Annotated in this window: 16 protein-coding genes; 7 read left to right on the top strand and 9 right to left on the bottom strand. The window is 37.5% G+C overall.

The features are described from left to right. Nucleotides 1-73: 73 nt before the first annotated feature. From BLP98_RS00870 to BLP98_RS00860, 3 genes are all read right to left on the bottom strand, one after another. Nucleotides 74-2,755 carry a cation-translocating P-type ATPase gene (locus BLP98_RS00870; protein ID WP_074481473.1) on the bottom strand — a complete coding sequence of 894 codons (2,682 nt, stop codon included), beginning with the start codon at nt 2,753-2,755 and terminating at the stop codon, nt 74-76. 355 nt (nt 2,756-3,110) lie between these two features. Further along, nucleotides 3,111-3,497 (bottom strand): YwiB family protein, encoded by a 387-nt coding sequence (locus BLP98_RS00865; RefSeq protein ID WP_074481472.1) that lies wholly within the window; start codon nt 3,495-3,497, stop codon nt 3,111-3,113. A 71-nt stretch (nt 3,498-3,568) separates the two neighbouring features. Continuing rightward, a complete protein-coding gene (locus tag BLP98_RS00860; protein WP_074481471.1) occupies nt 3,569-4,447 on the bottom strand; it encodes a sulfite exporter TauE/SafE family protein in 879 nt (292 codons plus the stop codon). A gap of 95 nt (nt 4,448-4,542) precedes the next feature. On the opposite strand from BLP98_RS00860, the gene BLP98_RS00855 reads away from it, so the two are divergent. From BLP98_RS00855 to BLP98_RS00840, 4 genes are all read left to right on the top strand, one after another. After that, the gene (locus BLP98_RS00855) at nt 4,543-5,844 is read left to right on the top strand and encodes an HD domain-containing protein (protein ID WP_074481470.1); all 1,302 of its coding nucleotides are present in this window, start codon (nt 4,543-4,545) and stop codon (nt 5,842-5,844) included. A 170-nt stretch (nt 5,845-6,014) separates the two neighbouring features. Beyond that, nucleotides 6,015-6,824, top strand: coding sequence for a sugar-phosphatase (gene yidA, locus BLP98_RS00850; protein ID WP_074481469.1), 810 nt, complete (start codon nt 6,015-6,017; stop codon nt 6,822-6,824). Continuing rightward, on the top strand, nt 6,824-8,038 hold the full coding sequence (locus BLP98_RS00845) for an aminoacyltransferase (RefSeq protein WP_074481468.1): 1,215 nt from the start codon (nt 6,824-6,826) through the stop codon (nt 8,036-8,038). Before yidA ends, BLP98_RS00845 begins: the two co-directional genes overlap by 1 nt. Continuing rightward, nucleotides 8,038-9,273 carry an aminoacyltransferase gene (locus BLP98_RS00840; RefSeq protein ID WP_074481467.1) on the top strand — a complete coding sequence of 412 codons (1,236 nt, stop codon included), beginning with the start codon at nt 8,038-8,040 and terminating at the stop codon, nt 9,271-9,273. Before BLP98_RS00845 ends, BLP98_RS00840 begins: the two co-directional genes overlap by 1 nt. A 102-nt stretch (nt 9,274-9,375) precedes the next feature. On the opposite strand, the gene tpiA is transcribed toward BLP98_RS00840, so the two are convergent. From tpiA to ppc, 6 genes are all read right to left on the bottom strand, one after another. Then, nucleotides 9,376-10,134 (bottom strand): triose-phosphate isomerase, encoded by a 759-nt coding sequence (gene tpiA / locus BLP98_RS00835; protein ID WP_009854602.1) that lies wholly within the window; start codon nt 10,132-10,134, stop codon nt 9,376-9,378. A 189-nt stretch (nt 10,135-10,323) separates the two neighbouring features. Continuing rightward, on the bottom strand, nt 10,324-11,520 hold the full coding sequence (gene tuf / locus BLP98_RS00830) for an elongation factor Tu (protein ID WP_074481466.1): 1,197 nt from the start codon (nt 11,518-11,520) through the stop codon (nt 10,324-10,326). 128 nt (nt 11,521-11,648) lie between these two features. After that, on the bottom strand, nt 11,649-12,623 hold the full coding sequence (locus BLP98_RS00825; RefSeq protein WP_074481465.1) for an anti sigma factor C-terminal domain-containing protein: 975 nt from the start codon (nt 12,621-12,623) through the stop codon (nt 11,649-11,651). Beyond that, a complete protein-coding gene (locus BLP98_RS00820) occupies nt 12,607-13,116 on the bottom strand; it encodes an RNA polymerase sigma factor (protein ID WP_074481464.1) in 510 nt (169 codons plus the stop codon). The genes BLP98_RS00825 and BLP98_RS00820 overlap by 17 nt, the downstream gene beginning before the upstream one ends. A 144-nt stretch (nt 13,117-13,260) precedes the next feature. Next, on the bottom strand, nt 13,261-14,544 hold the full coding sequence (gene ftsW / locus BLP98_RS00815) for a cell division peptidoglycan polymerase FtsW (RefSeq protein WP_074481463.1): 1,284 nt from the start codon (nt 14,542-14,544) through the stop codon (nt 13,261-13,263). 114 nt (nt 14,545-14,658) lie between these two features. Further along, entirely contained in the window at nt 14,659-17,481 is a 2,823-nt protein-coding gene (ppc, locus tag BLP98_RS00810; RefSeq protein WP_074481462.1) for a phosphoenolpyruvate carboxylase, read from the bottom strand. A gap of 313 nt (nt 17,482-17,794) precedes the next feature. Between ppc and pepF the strand changes: the two genes are divergently transcribed. From pepF to BLP98_RS00795, 3 genes are all read left to right on the top strand, one after another. Next, nucleotides 17,795-19,594: an oligoendopeptidase F gene (pepF, locus tag BLP98_RS00805; protein ID WP_074481461.1), complete on the top strand. Its 1,800-nt coding sequence runs from the start codon at nt 17,795-17,797 to the stop codon at nt 19,592-19,594. Beyond that, a complete protein-coding gene (locus BLP98_RS00800; protein WP_074481460.1) occupies nt 19,587-20,066 on the top strand; it encodes a glutathione peroxidase in 480 nt (159 codons plus the stop codon). The genes pepF and BLP98_RS00800 overlap by 8 nt, the downstream gene beginning before the upstream one ends. Before the next feature lie 148 nt (nt 20,067-20,214). Then, nucleotides 20,215-21,069 (top strand): glycoside hydrolase family 25 protein, encoded by an 855-nt coding sequence (locus tag BLP98_RS00795; protein WP_039696541.1) that lies wholly within the window; start codon nt 20,215-20,217, stop codon nt 21,067-21,069. Nucleotides 21,070-21,080 lie beyond the last annotated feature (11 nt).

The following is a 21,080-nucleotide window of genomic DNA, read 5'->3' as shown; positions in this document are numbered from 1 at the left end:
CCACTGCGTTTTGCATATTCTAACTACGTAAATAAAGAGGTTGAGGAATTTTGTCCTAGCCTATCTATTTACACTAAATTGCTTTTTCATCTTGTCCAAGTAAACGTTGTACAGCTTTGACAATTTCTGTCAAAACTACCATGAGCAAGCTTCCGATGATGACTGCTAACCATTGTGTCACACTCAAGTGTGAAACGTGGAATAATTGGTTAAATCCAGGTACTGCAATAGTTACCATCAATAGTAGGAAGGCTACTGGAATTGCCCAGTTAAAGGTTCTATTTCTGAAAGCTCCAACTGTAAAGATTGATTGGTAAACAGATTTAACGTTAAAGGCATGAAGCAATTGAATCAAACCAAGGGTAGCAAATGCCATTGTCAAAGCATCTTCGTGCATCATACGATTTGAAGCATGTTCTGGGAACATCAATGCCCATCCGTAAACACCTAAAACAAGTAAGGTTTGGAAAATACCTTGATAGATAATCGCTCCCATAACCCCACCATCAAAGAAGTTTGATTTACGTCCACGAGGTTTGTGAGTCATCACATCTGGTTCAGCTGGTTCAACACCAAGCGCAATCGCTGGTAGCGTATCTGTTACCAAGTTAATCCATAGAAGGTGAACAGGTTGAAGAACGTCCCAACCAAATAGTGTTGCAAAGAAGATTGTGAAGACTTCAGCCATGTTAGCTGAAAGAAGGTATTGAATTGATTTTTGAATATTAGAGAAGACTTTACGTCCTTCTTCAACGGCAACGATAATCGTTGCAAAGTTATCGTCAGCAAGGACCATATCAGAAGCTCCTTTAGAAACTTCTGTACCAGTAATCCCCATACCGATACCGATATCAGCTGTCTTAAGTGATGGCGCATCATTAACACCATCACCAGTCATGGCAACAACTTTACCTTCATTTTGCCATGCTTTTACGATACGAACTTTGTGTTCAGGAGACACACGCGCATAAACTGAGTATTGTTTGAAGACTTTTTGGAATTCTTCATCTGACAATTCATTAAGTTCAGCACCAGTGAAGACATGATCTTGACCATCGTCTTCGATAATACCAAGACGTTTAGCAATAGCTTCTGCTGTATCTTGGTGGTCACCAGTAATCATAATTGGACGAATACCAGCTTCTTTAGCGACAGCAACAGCTTTAGCTGCTTCTGGACGTTCTGGGTCAATCATTCCGACAAGACCTGAGAAAATCAAATCAGATTCAACAATTTCTGATTCAAGTGTTGGCACTTCAGAGACGTATTTGTAAGCCATCATCAAGACACGAAGAGCTTGTTTGGCAAGATCTTTATTAACTGTCAAAATAGCTTTTTTCTCAGCATCAGTGATGTCACGAACTTGGCCATTTTCTTCAATACGTGTCACACGTTTTAGCAATTGATCTGGTGCCCCTTTGACCGCAACAAAATATTTACCATCAGCTTCTTTATGAATAGTTGACATCAATTTACGGTCTGAATCAAATGGTAGTTCTGCTACACGAGGTTCATTTTTTAGCACTTCACGAATATCAAAACTGTGATCAAGCCCAAATTGAACAAGTGCTGTTTCAGTAGGGTCACCAATCAATTTACCATTTGGATCAATTTTTGTATCATTTGCAAAGTTCATCACACGAAGTGTGTTGTTATCAGCTGCAATTTCGCTAGTAGCATTTTGCAATTGACCATTTGTGTACACTTTTTCAACTGTCATTTGGTTCATTGTCAATGTCCCTGTTTTATCTGAGGCAATGATTTCTGTAGAACCAAGTGTTTCAACAGCTGGCAATTTACGAACGATAGAATTACGTTTGGCTAAGGTTGTTGTCCCCATTGACAAAACAATTGTTACGATGGCTGGAAGTCCTTCTGGAATAGCAGCAACAGCAAGAGCAACGGCAACCATCAATCCATTAAGCGGAGCTTCGCCGCGGACAAAAACACCGATAAGGAAAGTAACAGCAGCAATCCCAACGATCAAGTAAGTCAATACTTTAGACAATTGGTTAAGGCTTTGTTTAAGTGGTGTATCTGTTTCGTCAGCATTAGCAAGCATGTCAGCAATTTTACCAACTTCAGTGTACATACCAGTATTGACAACAACACCGACACCACGTCCGTATGTGACGTTTGAGTTTTGGTAAGCCATGTTTACACGGTCACCAATTCCCGCATCCGCTGGAACTTCTACAGACAAATCTTTATCAACTGGAACTGATTCCCCTGTCAAAGCTGCTTCTTCAATTTTTAATGATGCAGCTTCTAAAAGACGCATATCAGCTGGGACAACATCACCTGCTTCAAGCATGACAATGTCGCCTGGAACTAATTCACGTGAATCAATTTCCACCACATGGCCATCACGACGAACACGCGCAATTTGACTTGACATGTCCTTAAGGGCTTCAATAGCTGCTTCTGCTTGACCTTCTTGGTAAACACCAAAAGCCGCGTTCAAGATAACAACTGCAAGAATGATTAAAGCATCTGTTAAACCGTGCATTCCTTCTGTGATAACAGAAAGAGCCGCTGCAACCAACAAGATGATAATCATCAAATCCTTGAATTGATCGATGAATTTGGCAAATAAGCCACGTTTTTCACCTTCATCAAGTTCATTGTGACCAAATTCGTCTAAGCGTTTTTGTGCTTCAGCTGTAGACAAACCTTCACGTGATGAATTTAGAGCATCCAATGTTTCATCTTTGCTCTGTGTGTAAAACAGAGCTTTACTTTGTTCTTTAGACAAAATAGCTTCCTCCTATGGTCTCCTCTATAGAAAAAGAGACCTGTTTTTTTAAAACAAGTCTCGCTGTTTAAGATTATGCCGGAAATCAGTGATTTCGTAATGACGACATAAACGCGATTTTTCAGTCGCAAATTGCGCACTGAATTTTTATCATTTAGTTTCGTGTTCACTCTAAACAACCTTGCTAAAAATTGGACTAATGTTCAGCAAAGCAAGGTAACGATAGAGATAGCAAAAATAAATGTAAAAATCGCCTGCTACTCCCTTGAATACAGAGTAATCATATCAATTTTCAAAACGTTTGTCAACTAAACGCATGAGCCTCAAGGCTTGATATATCAAGCTTTGGTTAGGCTTACAACCACTTGATTTCTAGCTGATAATTAGCAAAAACATTATCGCCTTCAAGTTGTTTCAATTGATAATGAATTTTAAGATTTTGTTGGTCAACATCCAACTCATAGACACTGGTTTGTGTTTGTAAATGTTGCAAACCAACTGGGGTAGGAATGGCAACCAAAGCTGGATTTTCACGATGAAATCTCATGATTGATTTTGGTGTTGAAAAACGTGTCATAATCAACTCTTGGTCATTACATTTTAGCATAACCGTTTCTTTTTCTTCATTGGTGTAAGTCAAGTAAATATGACCATTTTTTTCTGTTAATTTGACTGGGTATGATTGCTCAACTAACTCAACTTGTCCATCTAAATCAATTTTATTCTTAATATGAAGTTTCATTTAATGTAAGCTTCTTCCTTTCTCTAAAATTATACCAATTCTTTCCTCGTAAAGCCAATAATAACGCTGTCTTAACGCTTAATAGCAGATGAACGAAGTAAACTTGTTCCTGTAAAGATTGCAATGAAAATAATAAGAACTTTAAAATTATTGATATCAAGCTGGCTAAGGAAAAATGCAGCAGTCAATACCCCAAAAGAACCACCAACAATGATTCCAAGGACTCCTGGCCAATTCACACGTCCAGATTTAATAAAATCTGTCGTACTTGCCGACATAATAACAGCTGCATCAAGCATCATCACTGGAAGGGCAATCGACGGATTAATCCCAAGCATTGAAAAGAAAATCAACTCAGGAGCATAATTACCAAGTCCCATCGTCATCAAAATACCAATTGTGAAATTAAAAGCAATCCCAAGCACAAGCCAGATACCGTGAAGCCCATGAACACCATCACTCATACCAGCTCCTGGATTAACAATCATACGATAAACCATGATAAAAGCTGCAACAATCAACAAAGTTCCGAGCACTCTTTGAACACGGCGCGTATCCCAATTTTTTGTGATTCGTGTACCAACAAAAGCTCCTGCAAATGAGGCTGTAGCCATTGTCAGTAAAGTTGGCAACTCTACCTTAACAATCGTGATAAAGCAAAGCGCCTCAATCAATACCGGAATAACGTGTGCTGTCGATAAGGTTGCAGGTATCTGCTTGTCATCCTTAATTAACTTTGTCGCTTTAAAAAGGGCTGTGCTTGTAGCAAAAGTCCCAATTCCTAATGTATCTAATAAATCTGTCAAGTAACCAATCCATAGTCCTGTCCAGAATTTTTCCTTTAAATTAATCTTATTTTTTTTGGCATGATAAAAGATATTTCCCAAAACCCAAACGATTAGGAATACCAAAAAAAGTTGGATTAAACGTAAAATAAGTTCATTTGTCATAAACTCCATTATAAGCAATTTTTTAACTTTCGTAAACATAAACCTTTTAAAAGTTAAGCCAATATTATTTTTGGCATTTTTGTTATAATGAAACTATGAATGAAAAAGTATTTCGTGACCCTGTTCACAATTATATAACTATCAATCATCCGGTCATTTATGACCTTATTAATAGTAAAGAATTTCAACGCCTACGTCGCGTCAAGCAAGTCTCGACAACTGTATTTACCTTCCATGGTGCAGAGCACAGTCGTTTTTCACACTGCTTAGGTGTTTATGAGATTGCTAGACGAGTTACTGAGATTTTTGATGCTAAATTTCCAGATATCTGGGATTCAAATGAAAATCTCTTAACCATGGTAGCAGCCCTCTTACACGATGTGGGGCATGGTGCTTATTCACACACTTTTGAAAAGCTTTTCGATACTGACCACGAAGCTATTACTCAAGAAATTATCACTAGTCCTGACACGGAAGTTAATGCGATTTTACGCCGAGTATCCCCAGTTTTTCCTGAAAAAGTGGCAAGTGTCATCAACCACACTTACCACAACAAGCAAGTGGTGCAACTCATCTCTAGCCAGATTGACTGCGACCGAATGGATTATCTTTTACGTGACTCTTACTATAGTGGCGCTAACTACGGTCAATTTGATTTAACACGTATTCTACGAGTTATTCGACCAACAAAAGATGGTATTGTTTTTGAATACAATGGCATGCACGCTGTTGAAGATTATATTGTCAGCCGATTTCAAATGTACATGCAAGTCTACTTCCATCCAGCTAGCCGAGCAATGGAAGTTCTTCTACAAAATCTTTTAAAACGTGCTAAATATCTTTATCAGATTGATAACCGTTTCTTTGAAAGAACATCACCAAACCTCATGCCATTTTTAGCTAATCATGCCAACTTGCATGATTATCTTTCACTAGATGATGGTGTAATGAACACTTATTTCCAGGCATGGATGACTGCTGAAGATGACATTTTAGCTGATTTAGCCAGCCGTTTTGTTAACCGAAAGGTCTTTAAATCCGTAACTTTCGAAGAAGCATCGCGCCAAGAATTGAGCCACTTAGTCGACTTAGTCAAATCCGTTGGCTTTGAGCCAGAGTATTACACTGGTATTCATGTTAATTTTGATCTTCCTTACGATATTTATCGCCCAGAAAAGAAAGAACCTCGCACTGAGATTAACATGATTCAAAAAGATGGTTCAGTTGTTGAATTATCAACTATCTCACCGATTGTCAAAACTTTAACAGGCACCATTTATGGAGATAGACGTTTTTATTTTCCAAAAGAAATGCTCAGTGATGATGACTTATTTGCACACACCAAAAAGGAATTTATGAGCTATATCGCAAACGATCATTTTATATTTCATGATTAAGAAGACAAGGATAAACTCCGAGACATTTTGTCAAAGGTTTTTCCTTGTCTTTTACATTTTTTAAAATGAAAACGGTACCTATTAGAATTCCTTGTGTCCCCCATGACAAATAGGCCACTTTTTAGTAAGATATATAGGTAGAGATTCTTTAGGAGGGGTAAACTAACCTTATGTCTATTAAATTAGTCGCTGTCGACATCGACGGCACACTTTTAACCAACGACCGTAAAGTCACGCCTGAGGTTTTTGAAGCTGTTCAAGAAGCTAAAAAACAAGGTGTTAAGGTCATTATCGCAACTGGACGTCCAATTCCTGGTGTTCAGCCACTTCTTAACGAATTAAACCTAAGAGAAGAAGGCGATTATGTCATTACCTTCAATGGTGGGCTAGTCCAAGATACGTCAACTGGTGAAAATATTATCACTGAAACCATGACCTATGAAGACTATCTTGATATTGAGTTCCTTAGCCGTAAATTAGATGTTCACATGCACGCTATCACGAAAAAAGGAATTTTCACTGCTAACCGCAACATTGGAAAATACACGGTTCATGAATCAAGTTTGGTTAACATGCCAATTTTTTACCGCACTCCAGAAGAAATGGGCGATAAAGAAATTATTAAAATGATGTTCATCGATGAACCTGAAATCCTCGATGCAGCCATCGAAAAAATTCCACAAGAGTTCTTCGATAAATACACTATCGTTAAATCAACACCATTTTATCTAGAATTCATGAATAAAAACGCAAGTAAAGGAAATGCCATCAAACACCTTGCTGAAAAAATGGGGCTTACTCCTGACCAAACTATGGCAATCGGTGATGCCGAAAATGACCGTGCCATGCTAGAAGCGGTTGGAAACCCAGTTGTTATGGAAAATGGTACACCAGAACTTAAAGAAATCGCTAAATATATTACAAAATCAAACGAAGAAAGTGGCGTTGCACACGCCCTTAGAGAGTGGGTCTTAAAATAATGTATAGCTATAAAATCGGTATCTCAGCTGAAGAACACGATAATTTTGCAAAATCAAGCAATCAAACAAACCTTTTACAATCATCAAATTGGGAAAAAGTTAAAGACAATTGGGACAACGAACGTATTGGTTTTTACAAGGATGACCAATTAGTTGCTTCTGCTTCTATCCTAATCAAAGCATTGCCACTTGGCTTCACTATGCTTTACATCCCACGTGGACCAATTATGGATTACAGTAACAAAGAACTCGTTGCATTTGTCATCAAATCACTTAAAAAATACGGTAAAACAAAACACGCTCTTTTTATCAAAATGGACCCAGCTTTGTTGCTTAAACAATACAAAATCGGTGAAGAAGTTGATGAAAATAAAGACACACTTCTTGCTATCGACAACTTAAAAGCTGCTGGCTGTGAATGGACTGGACGCACAACAACTATTGCTGAAAGCATCCAACCTCGTTTCCAAGCCAATGTCTACACACAAGAAGACATGACATCAACTTTCCCTAAACACACAAAACGTTTGATGAAAGACGCCGTTCACCGTGGTGTTATCACTACGCGTGGTACAATCGATGACGTCAAAGCTTTTGCTGATGTCGTTGCCCTTACAGAAAACCGCAAAGGTGTTGCTCTTCGTAACGAAGATTACTTCCGTAAAATGATGGAAATTTATGGTGATGATGCTTACCTACACTTGGCAAAAGTTAACTTACCAAAACGTTTGGCTGAATACAAAGAACAATTGGCTCAAATCGAGAAAGACTTGTCTGAAACAGCTGAACACCAAAAGAAACGTTTGACAAAACTCACTCAACAAAAAAATTCTGTTACAAAATACATCAAAGAGTTTGAAGAATTCGTTGAAAAATACCCTGATGAATTAATCATTGCTGGTATCTTATCAGTGTCATTCGGTAACGTTATGGAAATGCTTTACGCTGGTATGAACGATGAATTCAAAAAATTCTATCCTCAATACTCACTTTATCCAAAAGTATTTGAAGATGCTTACGCTGATGGCATCATCTGGGCAAATATGGGTGGTGTTGAAGGAACACTCGATGACGGTTTGACTAAATTCAAATCAAACTTCAATCCAACAATTGAAGAATTCATCGGTGAATTTAACATTCCAGTAAATGGTTTGCTTTACAAACTATCAAACTTGGCTTATAACATTCGCAAACAAAGGAGAAATAGCCATTAATGTCTCTTGAGATTATCGATAAAAAAGTTTTTGAGACTTTTTGCAATACCGTCAACTACAAATCATTCATGCAATCTGTCGAAATGGCAGATTTGCTTGAAAAACGTGGCTATCAAGTCACTTTTCTTGGTTTAAAAGAAGCTGATGAACTCCAAGTTGCTGGTGTCCTTTACAGTATACCAGTAGCTGGCGGGCTTCATATGGAGATTAACTCCGGGCCTGCTTCTCGCAATCAATCTTACCTAAAAGACTTTTACCAAGGCCTTCAAAGCTACGCCAAAGAAAATGGTGCCATCGAATTATTGGTTAAACCATTTGATACCTATCAACACTTTGACACCAACGGTGAACCAACTGATGATGAAAGAACCAACTTGATTGAAGATTTCACATCACTTGGCTACCAACACGACGGGCTTTTGACTGGTTACCCTGGAGGAGAACCTGATTGGCATTACGTCAAAGATTTGACTGATTTGGATGAAAAATCTTTACTAAAATCATTTAGCAAAAAAGGTCGTCCACTTGTTAAGAAAGCTAAAACATTTGGAATTACTCTTCGAAAACTTGATCGTAGCGAACTTCCACTCTTCAAAGAAATCACTTCTGCAACTTCTAACCGCAGAGATTATGTCGATAAATCACTAGACTACTATCAAGATTTCTATGATTGCTTTGGAGATGCTTGTGAATTTATGGTAGCAAGCCTTAATTTCCAAGATTACCTCAAACATCTTGAAAGTGACCAAGCTAAACTCGAAAAACGAATCGAGAAACTTCGCACAGCTATTGAAAATAATAATGCTTCTGAAAAGAAACAAAATCAGTTGCGTGAATTATCAAGCCAATCAGCAACCTTTGATACACGTATTACAGAAGCCAAAACATTCATTGAAAAATACGGCTCACAAAACGTTATCTTAGCGGGTAGCCTCTTCGTTTATACCAAACAAGAAGCTGTCTATCTCTTTTCTGGTTCATACCCTGAGTTCAATAAATTCTATGCACCAGCCCTTCTTCAGGAATACGTCATGTTAGAAGCTATTAAACGTGGTATTACCACTTATAACCTCTTAGGTATTACAGGAGAATTCGACGGTTCTGACGGCGTTCTACGCTTTAAACAAAACTATAACGGCTATATTACTCGTAAGATGGGAACATTCCGTTATTACCCACACCCACTCAAATACAAACTTATCCATAATCTCAAAAAAATTCTTAGACGTTATTAAAAGACAAAGGCTTGGAACATAGGTTCTAAGCCTTTTTAGTACAAAAAAACTACCTGTCCTAAGACAAGTAGTTTTTAATATGACTTCAATGATTCTTCTTGATTATTTTACAAAGTCAAGAAGAGCAAGGAAGCTTTCTGGTTGAAGTGATGCACCACCAACAAGGGCACCATCAACGTCTGGGCAAGCCATGTAAGCTGCAACGTTTTCAGGTTTAACTGAACCACCGTATTGAACGCGAACTTTATCAGCTACTGCTTGACCGAAGTCAGCTGCAACTGTGTCACGAACTACTTTACACATTTTTTGTGCGTCATCTTGGCTAGCTGATTTACCAGTACCGATAGCCCAGATTGGTTCGTATGCAATAACGAGTGAAGAAACTTGTTCTTCTGACAATCCAGCAAGTGCAGCAGAAACTTGTCCACCTACGAATTCAGCAGCTTTACCAGCTTCATAAGTTTCAAGAGTTTCACCACAGCAGATGATTGGAAGCATACCGTTAGCAAAGATTGCTTTAGCTTTTTTGTTGATATCTTCGTCAGTTTCGTGGAAGTATTCACGACGTTCTGAGTGACCGATTACAACGTAGTCAGTTCCCATTTCAGACAATACTTTAGGGCTGTTTTCACCAGTGAAAGCACCAGCGTTTTCAAAGTAGCAGTTTTCAGCAGCAACTTTAAGGTTAGAACCTTTAGCTGCAGCAAGAACTGTTGAAAGGTCAAGTGCAGGAGCTGCGATACCAGCTTCAACAAGTTCTGATGAAGGCAATTTAGAAGCTACTGCTTCAACGAATGCTTTAGCTTCTTCTGGATTTTTGTTCATTTTCCAGTTACCAGCGATAAATGGTTTACGTGACATTTCACATACCTCTTCTATTTTTATTTACCCACTTATTTTATCATATTTTCAGCATCTTTTAAAGGTTCGAGGGGATTTTTACACATAATCATGAAAGAAATTGCAAAAAAAGAGCCCCTTACGGGACTCTTTCCACAATTACTATCTGACTAATAATTGTTATCTGGGAACTTAATTAATTAACTAAAATTAAGCTTCGATTTCTGAAACGATACCTGAACCAACAGTACGTCCACCTTCACGGATTGAGAATGTAGTACCTTGTTCAACGGCGATTGGGTGAATCAATTCAACGTCGATAGTAACGTTATCACCAGGCATTACCATTTCAGTACCTGCTGGAAGTTCGATTGAACCAGTAACGTCAGTTGTACGGAAGTAGAATTGAGGACGGTAGTTGTTGAAGAATGGAGTGTGACGTCCACCTTCTTCTTTAGTAAGGATGTAAACTTCACCTTTGAATTTAGTGTGTGGGTGGATTGAACCTGGTTTAGCAAGAACTTGACCACGTTCGATTTCATCACGTTGGATACCACGAAGAAGAACACCAACGTTATCCCCTGCAAGACCTTCATCAAGTTGTTTACGGAACATTTCAACACCAGTAACAACAGCTTTTTGGATGTCGTCACGGATACCAACGATTTCAACTTCGTCGTTGACTTTAACAGTACCACGGTCGATACGTCCTGATGCTACAGTACCACGACCAGTGATTGAGAATACGTCTTCGACTGGAAGAAGCAATGGTTTGTCTGTATCACGTTCTGGTTCTGGAATGTATTCATCTACAGTATCCATCAATTCCATGATGATGTCTTCGTAGTGAGTGTCACCTTCAAGAGCTTTAAGTGCTGAACCTTGGATAACTGGAAGTTCATCACCTGGGAAATCGTATTCTGAAAGAAGGTCACGGATTTCCATTTCAACCAATTCAAGCAATTCTTCGTCATCAACAAGGTCAACTTTGTTCATGAAGACGATAAGGTGTTTAACACCAACTTGACGTGAAAGAAGGATGTGTTCACGAGTTTGTGGCATTGGACCATCTGTTGAAGCTACTACAAGGATAGCACCATCCATTTGGGCAGCACCAGTGATCATGTTTTTAACGTAGTCCGCGTGTCCTGGAGCGTCGATGTGAGCGTAGTGACGTTTAGCAGTTTCGTATTCAACGTGTGCAGTGTTGATTGTGATACCGCGTTCGCGTTCTTCAGGAGCAGCATCGATAGAAGCGTAGTCTTTTGGTGTGTTAACTGCGCTTGGAAGACGACGAGCAAGAACTGTTGTAATTGCAGCTGTCAAAGTAGTTTTACCGTGGTCAACGTGTCCAATTGTACCAATGTTAACGTGTGGTTTACTACGATCGTATTTTTCTTTTGCCATTTGGGTAAAAGCCTCCAATAAAATATATTTTATAGATAGACAGTAGGCAATACAGTCTAACTTTACCTTACTATTTTAACAAATTATGCAAGAATTGCAAGTATTTTACTGCTTAATTTAAGAATTCTTCATTTCGTAAGGGTGTGATATGGCTGAATTATGACACTTTGACCAATATTCGAAGCGTAAATCCAATCTTTATTTTCAAGTTGTGCAAAGCTTTCAGCACGCCCTGTGAGAATAACACCAGAAAATTTGGCACTTCTAAAATCTTTACTGTTACTTAAATAATCTTCGACCTCTTCTTTTGAATCTATTTTTACTGTCTTACCATTTTGATATGTTGTTTCTACCTTATCGCTTATATAACCTTTATTAAGAGCAGTTTTTAAATTTGAACTGAATTGTAAAAAATCTTTTTCTGTTAACTTCCCATCTTCATAACTTTTTAAACCATATTGTGTATCAGGTGTTAGAGTAGCAGTATCCCCTTTACCACTACTTCCAATCCAATACCAATTAATCAATAGATTATCTGGAATCTTATTTTGAATTTCTTGATAAGTATAACCTCTATCAAAAGTAACTGCTACCTCAACAGCTTGCTTGTTCATTTCTTTAATTATACTAATATCTTTAGTTACTTGAAATGTATCTTCACTACTATAATCATGATTAACATTGAAAAACATTGGATTTTTGTAATGATTAATATGGGTATAAGAAGTAGTTTTATTACCAGTTTGCCAAACAGCACTATCCTCTAAATCAGCGATACGCAATGAGTAATTTGCATTCATACTTTCATATGGCACCTCAATCCCATCAATAGTTTTAAAACGATCTGAATGAAACTGTCCAGAATAATTTGATGTCGGTGTAAAATACCAATTAGTATAAGAAATATTTGGATAAGCAATTTCTGACATCAATAAATAATGCTCTTTTACCTTATTACCATTATGGCTAGTCACCTCTGTCATAATTTTCATAATTAGTCCTAAACTTAATAAGGCTACCATAGAACTAATAAAAATTGTTTTTATTCTATTTCGACGTTTACTTTTTCGAGCAATTTTTTCAAAATCACTTAAATTCTTCATAAGTGTATCCCTCTTTTTCCAATATTTTCTTCAATTTTCGACGACCTCTCATCAAATCAATTTTCACTTTACTAATAGAAACTCCTACCACCTGACTAATTTCTTTTACAGAAAAGTTCTGAAAATAAAATAAATCAATTGTTATGCGATACTTTTCTTCTAGTAATAAAATAGCTTGATAGAGTGGCTCATAATCCGGTGAATCGAATACAATAAGTTTCTCTTCTCTAAAAAATTCTTTCTGTAGGATTTCCCAATACTTTTTATCACGTCGATAGCGATCAATATAAAGTCTAACTGCAACACGGTACATCCATGCCCTCATTTTCTCGAAAGGAAGTATAATCTCACTTTCTAGCATCTTTACAAGAACATCTTGAGTAATATCGTGTGCACTTTCAGCACTAGCACCAGATTTTTGTAAATAATACGCAATTTCTTGTGCAAATTTTAATAATTCAACTTCATAACCATCCAGTTTAATCCTATTCACCTTCCTTTCCCTTCAAATCTCATTTTTGATATAACGCTTGAAAATCAAAATACCTAGCTAAATTTTTTCTTTTCACTATTATAACGTTAAAAAAATGGATTGGTTACAAAAAAATCTCCTAATTTCTTAGGAGATTTCTATTTATTAATAAAAGCTATCTAAATCAATAACGTTATCTTCTTGAATTTGGGTAACTTGTTGTTTTGCTCGAAGTTCAGCTTCTGCTTCGCGATAAATTTCTTCACGTTTTTCATTAGCATCGATATTCAGAACGAAGCCGACAGCTACTGAAAGAACCAAGACACTATTTCCTCCCTGTGATAAGAATGGGAAGGTAACACCTGTAGATGGAATTAAACCTGAGATACCACCAATATTAACAAAGGTTTGCATCAAAATCATTCCACCAATTCCAAGGGCAATCATCGAGTTAAATGGATTCTTAGCCTTGATTCCGACATGCATGATTCGCAAAATCAAGAAAAATAGCAAAGCTAAAATAAGACTTGCACCAATCATTCCAAGTTCTTCCATAACAATTGGGAAAACAAAGTCTGTTGTTGCTTCTGGAAGATAACCAGCTTTTTCAATGGAATTTCCAAGACCACGGCCAAACCAACCACCATTACTCATAGCATAGTAAGAATGTGCCAATTGGTGTCCTGAATCGGATAAGTCATTAAATGGATTGAAGAAAGCACTGAAACGTTTAGCAACGTAACCAAAGACTGGAACTTTCCCCATCTTATCAACCCCAACAATAGCAATCATCCCAAGAAAGACTGTCGAAAGAGCTGTTACTGTTGCTAGGATTGCTGAAAACCAACGGTAACCAATACCACTAATAGAATACATAATCAAGCCAGTCAGAACAATGATGGCCGCATTTCCTAAGTCGGGCTGAGCAGCAACCAAAAGAATCATGACTAACGAATACACGCGCCAATCTTTCAAATCACTCATCTTAGTTGGCCACCACTTACGCTTAGTCAAAGCTTGATAATCATACGTTGAAATCAATTCCTGACGTCTAGCAAAAGTAAAGGCCAAAAACCAAACAATAATAATTTTCAAATACTCTGCTGGTTGGAAACTAATCGGACCAATAACAATCCAACCGTGAGCACCATTAACGGTTTTAGTAAAGAAACGTGCAATCAACAAAAGCACTACTTCTACCATCATCGTCATTGTCAAAGTACGGGAATTTTTTAAAAAGTTTAATTTTAACTTATATATAAAGAGAATAGCAACTAGACTAATTATCCAAAAGACTCCTTGGTTCAGCACCGACATAAAGGGATTTACGCCGTATTGAATCAGTGTCGCGCTGGTTGTTGAATAGACAACAATTAATCCAATTACTGAAAGGATTAAATAAGGCACAAGGATAGAATAATTTAGGAGATGCCTTTTATCAATTTTCATAGAGTCACCTATAATATCTTCGAATTTATCATATGACATTATATCATCTTTCTGGACTAAAAAAAAGTCAAAGTCTGAGAACTTAATCCCAGACCTCGACTTTGGTTAAACATATCAGCCAGAATTACGTAATCCTGTGGCAATACCGTTAATTGTAGTGTGAATGAGTTTTTCGTAATCTTCGTCTAACTCATCATGACGCAAGCGTTTAATTAACTCAATTTGAATGTAATTCAAAACGTTAAAGTATGGAATGCGATAATCCAAGCTTGCGCGAAGTGATGGATTTTCTTCCAACAAGTTATCATGTTTTTCAATTGCCAAGATGACATCTTTTGTCAATTGCCATTCATCAAGAATAATATTGAAAACATCACGAACTTCTTCACTTTCTGCCAATCGTGAATATTGTAAAGCAATATTCATATTTGATTTAGACAATACCATGTCAACATTTGAAAGAAGTGAATGGAAGAATGGCCATTTTTCATACATGTGTTGAAGTTTTTCAAGGTTACCTTCTTCAGCATCAATAAAGTGTTTGAAGGCTGAACCAACACCATACCATCCTGGGAACATGATACGACTTTGTGACCATGAGAATACCCAAGGAATCGCACGAAGACCAGAAATTTCTGTGATTGTCTTACGAGCAGCTGGACGTGAACCAATGTTCAAGCTTGATACTTCTTTAATTGGAGTAGCTTCGAAGAAGTAATCGTAGAAATGTGGATTACCAAATACCAAATCACGGTAAACGCCATTTGAGTATGTGACAATACCATCCATTGTTTCACGGAATGTATCAATCTCATCAGGATTAGTAATCATACGAGTTACGATACGGTCAACAGTTGCTGAAAGCAACATTTCAAGATTGTAGTAAGCAACGTCTTTGTTACCGTATTTGTTTTCGATGATTTCACCTTGTTCTGTAAGACGGATACGATCTTTGATAGAACCAAATGGTTGTGATGTGATAGCTTCATATGAAGGACCACCACCACGGCCAACAGTACCACCACGACCATGGATAAATGTCACTTTAATGCCACGTTCTGAACCGATACGAGTCAATTCATTTTGGGCTTTGTAAAGTGTCCATACAGATGATAGGTAACCACCATCTTTGTTACTATCTGAGTAACCAAGCATAATTTCTTGGTAACCTTTGTTAGCTGTAACCCAACGACGAACGATATCATAATCAAGATATTCTTCCATAATACCGCGTGAGTTTTCAAGATCTTCAATTGTTTCAAAAAGTGGAACAATTTGAACTCGTGCTTTTTGGTTATCAAGCAAACCAACTTCTTTAAGCATGATGGCCAACTCAAACATATCAGAAACACTTTCAGTGTGTGAAATGATGTGTTGTTTGATGACTTCATCACCTAATTTATCTTTAAGGTAACGAGCTGTTTGGAAAATAGCCAATTCTTTTTGAAGTTGTTCTGATTTTTCAGCGTTTGTTGATGACAAAGTACGTGGATCTTCTTGCAATTCTTTAAGAAGTACTTTAACTTTTTCTTCTTCAGAAAGAGCACTGTAATCATCAACAATGTTTGCTGATTTCAACAATTCTGCGACACAAGCTTCGTTAACACTTGAATCTTGACGCATATCAATTGTTGCAAGGTAGAATCCAAAGACATCTACAGCTTGAAGCAACTCGCTAAAGTCACCTGTCAAGAGAGCATCATCATCGTTATCAAGCAATGATTGTTTGATGATGAGCAAGTCGTCTTTAAATTCTTGAGCAGTTTTATAACTTGGAATTTCATCTTGAAGTTCTGATGAAACTTTATTAACTTTGTTTTGCAAATATTTAGCAATAACACTTGCGTTGTTAGTGCTTGCGTAAACATCTGAACCAAGTTTACTATTTTCAAGTGCACGACGTGAAATAGTTGGACCAGCTTTCAATTCAATCAATGTTTGAATTAATTTTGATTGGATGTAATTGAAAGCTTTACGGTATGGTTCATTTTCGCGGTAAATTGACTTATCGCTAGAGAGTTCTGCCAAACGTTCAACTTCGGGACTGATTTTTGTCAACGCTGTTGAAAGTGAGAATGTGCGATAAAGGCCTGTCAATTTTTCAATGTAGTAATTGATAATGACTTCACTTTGAACAGTTGCTGACAAACGAAGTGTTTCAGCAGTTACGTATGGGTTACCATCACGGTCACCACCAATCCACATACCCATTGTGATAGGTTTTGGATTTGCAAGGTCGATACCTTTTTCAGCAGCCAAACGTTTGTACTCTGATGTCAATTTAGTAATCGCTTGAATTAAGGATCCATTGTAATATTCCATTACATTGGTAATTTCATTTTTTACCTTAAGTTTTTTCTCACGAATGATGTCCGTTTGCATGATGATTTCAATGTAACGGCGTAAGTCAGTGTACCATTTGTCGCGATTTACAACTCCTGCTTTCACATCACGGTATTTACGCAAAAGGTCGTGAATATGGTTTGTTAATTCAAGAACCGTTTTACGTTGAACTTGTGTTGGGTGAGCAGTCAATACAGGTACAACATTTACATTTTCAAGGATTTCTTTAGAGTTTTCGCTTTCTGAAACCATGTCAACTGTCATAGAGAGCTTGCCAAGATAATCTTGATTTGTATTATTTTGGTAGTTGATTTCATAAGCAAAGTCAACGTCTTCAGAAATGTTGATTAAAAGTGGCAAAATTGAAAAATAACGAGACACAACAACCATCTCTTCGTTGGTTAACTGAGCTACTAATTCTTCAAGTTTGACGTATTCATCACTTGCTGACAATTCAACAATGTTTTGAATTTTAGCAAATACCTCATCACCAACCATCTGATGGGTTGTTTCATCGAGCAAGCTTTTTAAAACTTTGACTTCCTCGGTAATGATCGACTGGGTATCATTGTTCTCCAGTTTTTGGATTGTCACACTCTTCACTCCTTTTTTGTTCGGATTTTAATCCTTTATTACAAGCGTACTACTTAATCATACCACTTTTTACGGAAAATGTAACCCAATTTCTATAAATTGCACATTATTTTATATAATTTTCTGACTTTTTTAAAGAAATAATTTCAAAAACAATCCTAACAAAGCTTGTTAGATAAGCAATGTCACCGCTTTAGCAAAATAATTCTTCTAGCCAAAAAAATTTTTGAAAAAATTTTAACAGTTCTCTTTTTATTTCACTACTTTTTTCTGATATACTGAGTCATAATAAAGTTATAAGAAGAGGTAGAACATGGAATTAAAACAACGTTCAGAATTTCCTGAAAATGAACTTTGGGATCTAAGTGCCCTTTACCAAGACCGCGAAGATTTTTTACGAAGTATTGGAAAAACACTTGAGGATATCACGCTTTTTAAAAAGAATTATCTAGATAATTTGAAAACCGTTGATGATTTCACTCGCGCTCTTTACGAAGTTGAACAAATCTACATCGAAATGAGTCACATCGACAACTACGCCTTTATGCCACAAACAACTGATTTTAGCAACGAAGAATTTGCTCAGATTGCTCAAGCTGGTGCAGATTTCTTTACCAAAGCTAACGTTGAACTCAGTTTCTTTGACACTGCTCTTGCTACTGCAGATTCTGAAATTCTAGATACTTTGGAAGCTAATCCGCATTTTAGCGCAGCCATCCGCCAAGCAAAAATCAAGAAAAGTCACTTCATCTCTCCAGAAGTTGAAAAAACACTGACCAACCTTGGTGAAGTTTTTAGCGCTCCGCAAGATATTTACACAAAAATGCGAGCTGGTGACTTCGCCATGGATGATTTTGAAGTAGAAGGTAAAGTTTACAAAAACTCTTTTGTTACTTATGAAAACTTCTATCAAAATCATGAAAATGCTGAAGTACGTGAAAAAGCCTTTCGTTCTTTCTCTACCGGCCTTCGCAAACACCAAAACGCAGCAGCTAGCGCTTATCTCGCACAGGTTAAATCTGAAAAAATGATTTCTGACATGCGAGGTTATGATTCTGTCTTTGATTATCTCCTGGCTGAACAAGAAGTTGACCGTGACATGTTCAATCGCCAAATCGACCTTATCATGACTGAATTTGCCCCAGTAGCCCAAAAATATTTGAAACATGTTGCTAAAGTCAACGGCATTGAAAAAATGACATTTGCTGACTGGAAACTTGATTTGGACGGCGAACTCAATCCTGAAGTTACCATTGATGACGCTTATGATTTGGTCATGAAATCTGTGGCACCTCTTGGGCAAGAATACGCTAATGAAGTCTCACGTTTCAGAAAAGAACGCTGGGTTGACTTTGCGGCAAATGCCAACAAAGATTCTGGTGGTTACGCTGCCGACCCATACAAAGTTCATCCTTACATCTTAATGAGTTGGACGGGCCGTATGTCTGATGTTTACACACTCATTCACGAAATTGGTCACTCTGGTCAATTTATCTTCTCTGATAATAACCAAAGTTACTTCAACACTCACATGTCCACTTACTACGTTGAAGCACCTTCAACCTTCAACGAACTGCTTTTAAGCGATTATCTGGAAAAACAATTTGATAGTCCACGTCAAAAACGTTTTGCTCTTGCTCACCGTTTGACAGATACTTACTTCCACAATTTCATCACGCACTTATTAGAAGCCGCCTTCCAACGTCGTGTTTACAATTTGATTGAAGAAGGTAAAACATTTGGTGCTGAACAACTAAACAGCATTATGAAAGATGTCTTAAGCCAATTCTGGGGTGATGCTGTTGAAATTGATGATGACGCTGCACTTACTTGGATGCGTCAAAGCCATTACTACATGGGACTTTATAGCTATACTTATTCTGCTGGTATGGTTATTTCAACTACTGGTTACCTTAACTTAAAACATAATCCGAATGGTGACAAAGATTGGCTTAATTTCTTAAAATCTGGTGGTTCACGCACACCGCTTGACACCGCAAAATTAATCGGCGCTGATATCTCAACAGCTCAACCACTGCGCGACACTATCCAATTCTTAAGTGATACTGTCGACCAAATCATCACTTACACAGAGGAGCTCAACCATGACTAATCTCTACGACTTCACCGTCAAAGCTCAAGACGGCACTGATATTTCTCTTTCAAAATACCAAGGCAAGGTTCTTTTAGTAGTTAATACAGCAACTGGATGTGGCTTAACCCCACAATACGAAGGCTTGCAAAAACTCTACGATACTTATCATGACAAAGGCTTTGAAATTTTAGATTTTCCTTGTAACCAGTTTATGAATCAAGCGCCTGGAACTGCTGATGAAATCAACACTTTCTGCACGCTAAATTATCAGACTACGTTCCCACGTTTTGCTAAAATCAAAGTCAATGGTAAAGAAGCCAATCCACTTTATGACTGGCTAAAAAGTCAAGCAAAAGGACCTCTTGGCAAGCGTATTGAATGGAATTTTGCCAAATTCCTCATTGACCAAAATGGAAATGTCGTCAAACGCTTTTCTGCAAAAACAGAACCTGAAACAATTGTTACAGAACTAGAAAGCCTTTTCAAATAACATACCCCAGAAAAGCTTATTGCAAAGGCTTTACTGGCGTTACTGACTTTCGTGATGTCCATAGATAGTTTGTTAAAAAATATGACAAATTGGTTACAAAATGATCATTGTTTTGATTTTTGATTCTTTTTACGCTAAAATATGACTAATGAGAAGACGATTAAAACCAATTGTTGTTGTAGTTTTCTTTGCCCTGTTTGGGCTGCTTCTCGTGATTGGTAAAGCTCACTCTGACGGCTTACGAAAGCAACAACTGGCTTCGGCTAAGGCTTCTATCCCAACTATGAGTAGCTCAAGCACGACCCCTACTACATCAACTTCAGAAACTGATGAAGAATTCGTTCTTAATCCGATTATCGATGTTTCAGGTTGGCAACTACCAAATGAAATTGATTATGACACTTTATCTCAAAATATTTCTGGTGCTATCGTACGTGTCTATGGAGGGTCACAAATCAGTAAAGATAGCAACGCTGCCTATACAACTGGTATCGATAAATCGTTTAAGACACATATTAAAGAATTTCAAAAGCGAAATGTTCCTGTAGCCGTCTACAGTTACGCCCTCGGAAAAAGCGTCAAGGAAATGAAAAATGAAGCAAGGACCTTCTACGAAAATGCTTCACCTTACAAACCTACTTTCTACTGGATTGACGTTGAGGAAGCAACTATGTCAGACATGAATAAAGGTGTACAGGCATTCTTAAGCGAATTAAAACGACTTGGAGCTGAAAAAGTTGGTATCTACATTGGTACTTACTTCATGACTGAGCAAGAAATCTCTGTTGACGGTTTTGATGCCGTATGGATTCCTGCTTATGGTTCTGACTCTGGTTACTATGATGCCGCTCCACAAACAGACTTGAATTACGATCTTCATCAATATACATCACAAGGTTATCTCGGCGGATTTGATTCTGCTCTTGATTTGAACCAAATCGCCGTTACCAAAGATCGAAAAGAAACGTACGAAAAACTTTTCGGAAAAGCTGATAACAAATAAAGGACTAGCAT

The sequence above is a fragment of the Streptococcus equinus genome, from assembly GCF_900104225.1.
Classification (GTDB): domain Bacteria; phylum Bacillota; class Bacilli; order Lactobacillales; family Streptococcaceae; genus Streptococcus; species Streptococcus equinus_D.
Note: the sequence above shows the minus strand (reverse complement) of the source record. Positions and strands in the feature narration are given on the sequence as shown.

What these genes read in the sequence shown, in the direction of transcription:
- BLP98_RS00865 (WP_074481472.1), bottom strand. Translation starts at nt 3,497, where the DNA reads ATGAAACTTCATATTAAGAATAAAATTGATTTAGATGGACAAGTTGAG.
- BLP98_RS00860 (WP_074481471.1), bottom strand. Translation starts at nt 4,447, where the DNA reads ATGACAAATGAACTTATTTTACGTTTAATCCAACTTTTTTTGGTATTC.
- BLP98_RS00855 (WP_074481470.1), top strand. Translation starts at nt 4,543, where the DNA reads ATGAATGAAAAAGTATTTCGTGACCCTGTTCACAATTATATAACTATC.
- yidA (WP_074481469.1), top strand. Translation starts at nt 6,015, where the DNA reads ATGTCTATTAAATTAGTCGCTGTCGACATCGACGGCACACTTTTAACC.
- BLP98_RS00845 (WP_074481468.1), top strand. Translation starts at nt 6,824, where the DNA reads ATGTATAGCTATAAAATCGGTATCTCAGCTGAAGAACACGATAATTTT.
- BLP98_RS00840 (WP_074481467.1), top strand. Translation starts at nt 8,038, where the DNA reads ATGTCTCTTGAGATTATCGATAAAAAAGTTTTTGAGACTTTTTGCAAT.
- tpiA (WP_009854602.1), bottom strand. Translation starts at nt 10,134, where the DNA reads ATGTCACGTAAACCATTTATCGCTGGTAACTGGAAAATGAACAAAAAT.
- tuf (WP_074481466.1), bottom strand. Translation starts at nt 11,520, where the DNA reads ATGGCAAAAGAAAAATACGATCGTAGTAAACCACACGTTAACATTGGT.
- BLP98_RS00825 (WP_074481465.1), bottom strand. Translation starts at nt 12,623, where the DNA reads ATGAAGAATTTAAGTGATTTTGAAAAAATTGCTCGAAAAAGTAAACGT.
- ftsW (WP_074481463.1), bottom strand. Translation starts at nt 14,544, where the DNA reads ATGAAAATTGATAAAAGGCATCTCCTAAATTATTCTATCCTTGTGCCT.
- pepF (WP_074481461.1), top strand. Translation starts at nt 17,795, where the DNA reads ATGGAATTAAAACAACGTTCAGAATTTCCTGAAAATGAACTTTGGGAT.
- BLP98_RS00800 (WP_074481460.1), top strand. Translation starts at nt 19,587, where the DNA reads ATGACTAATCTCTACGACTTCACCGTCAAAGCTCAAGACGGCACTGAT.
- BLP98_RS00795 (WP_039696541.1), top strand. Translation starts at nt 20,215, where the DNA reads ATGAGAAGACGATTAAAACCAATTGTTGTTGTAGTTTTCTTTGCCCTG.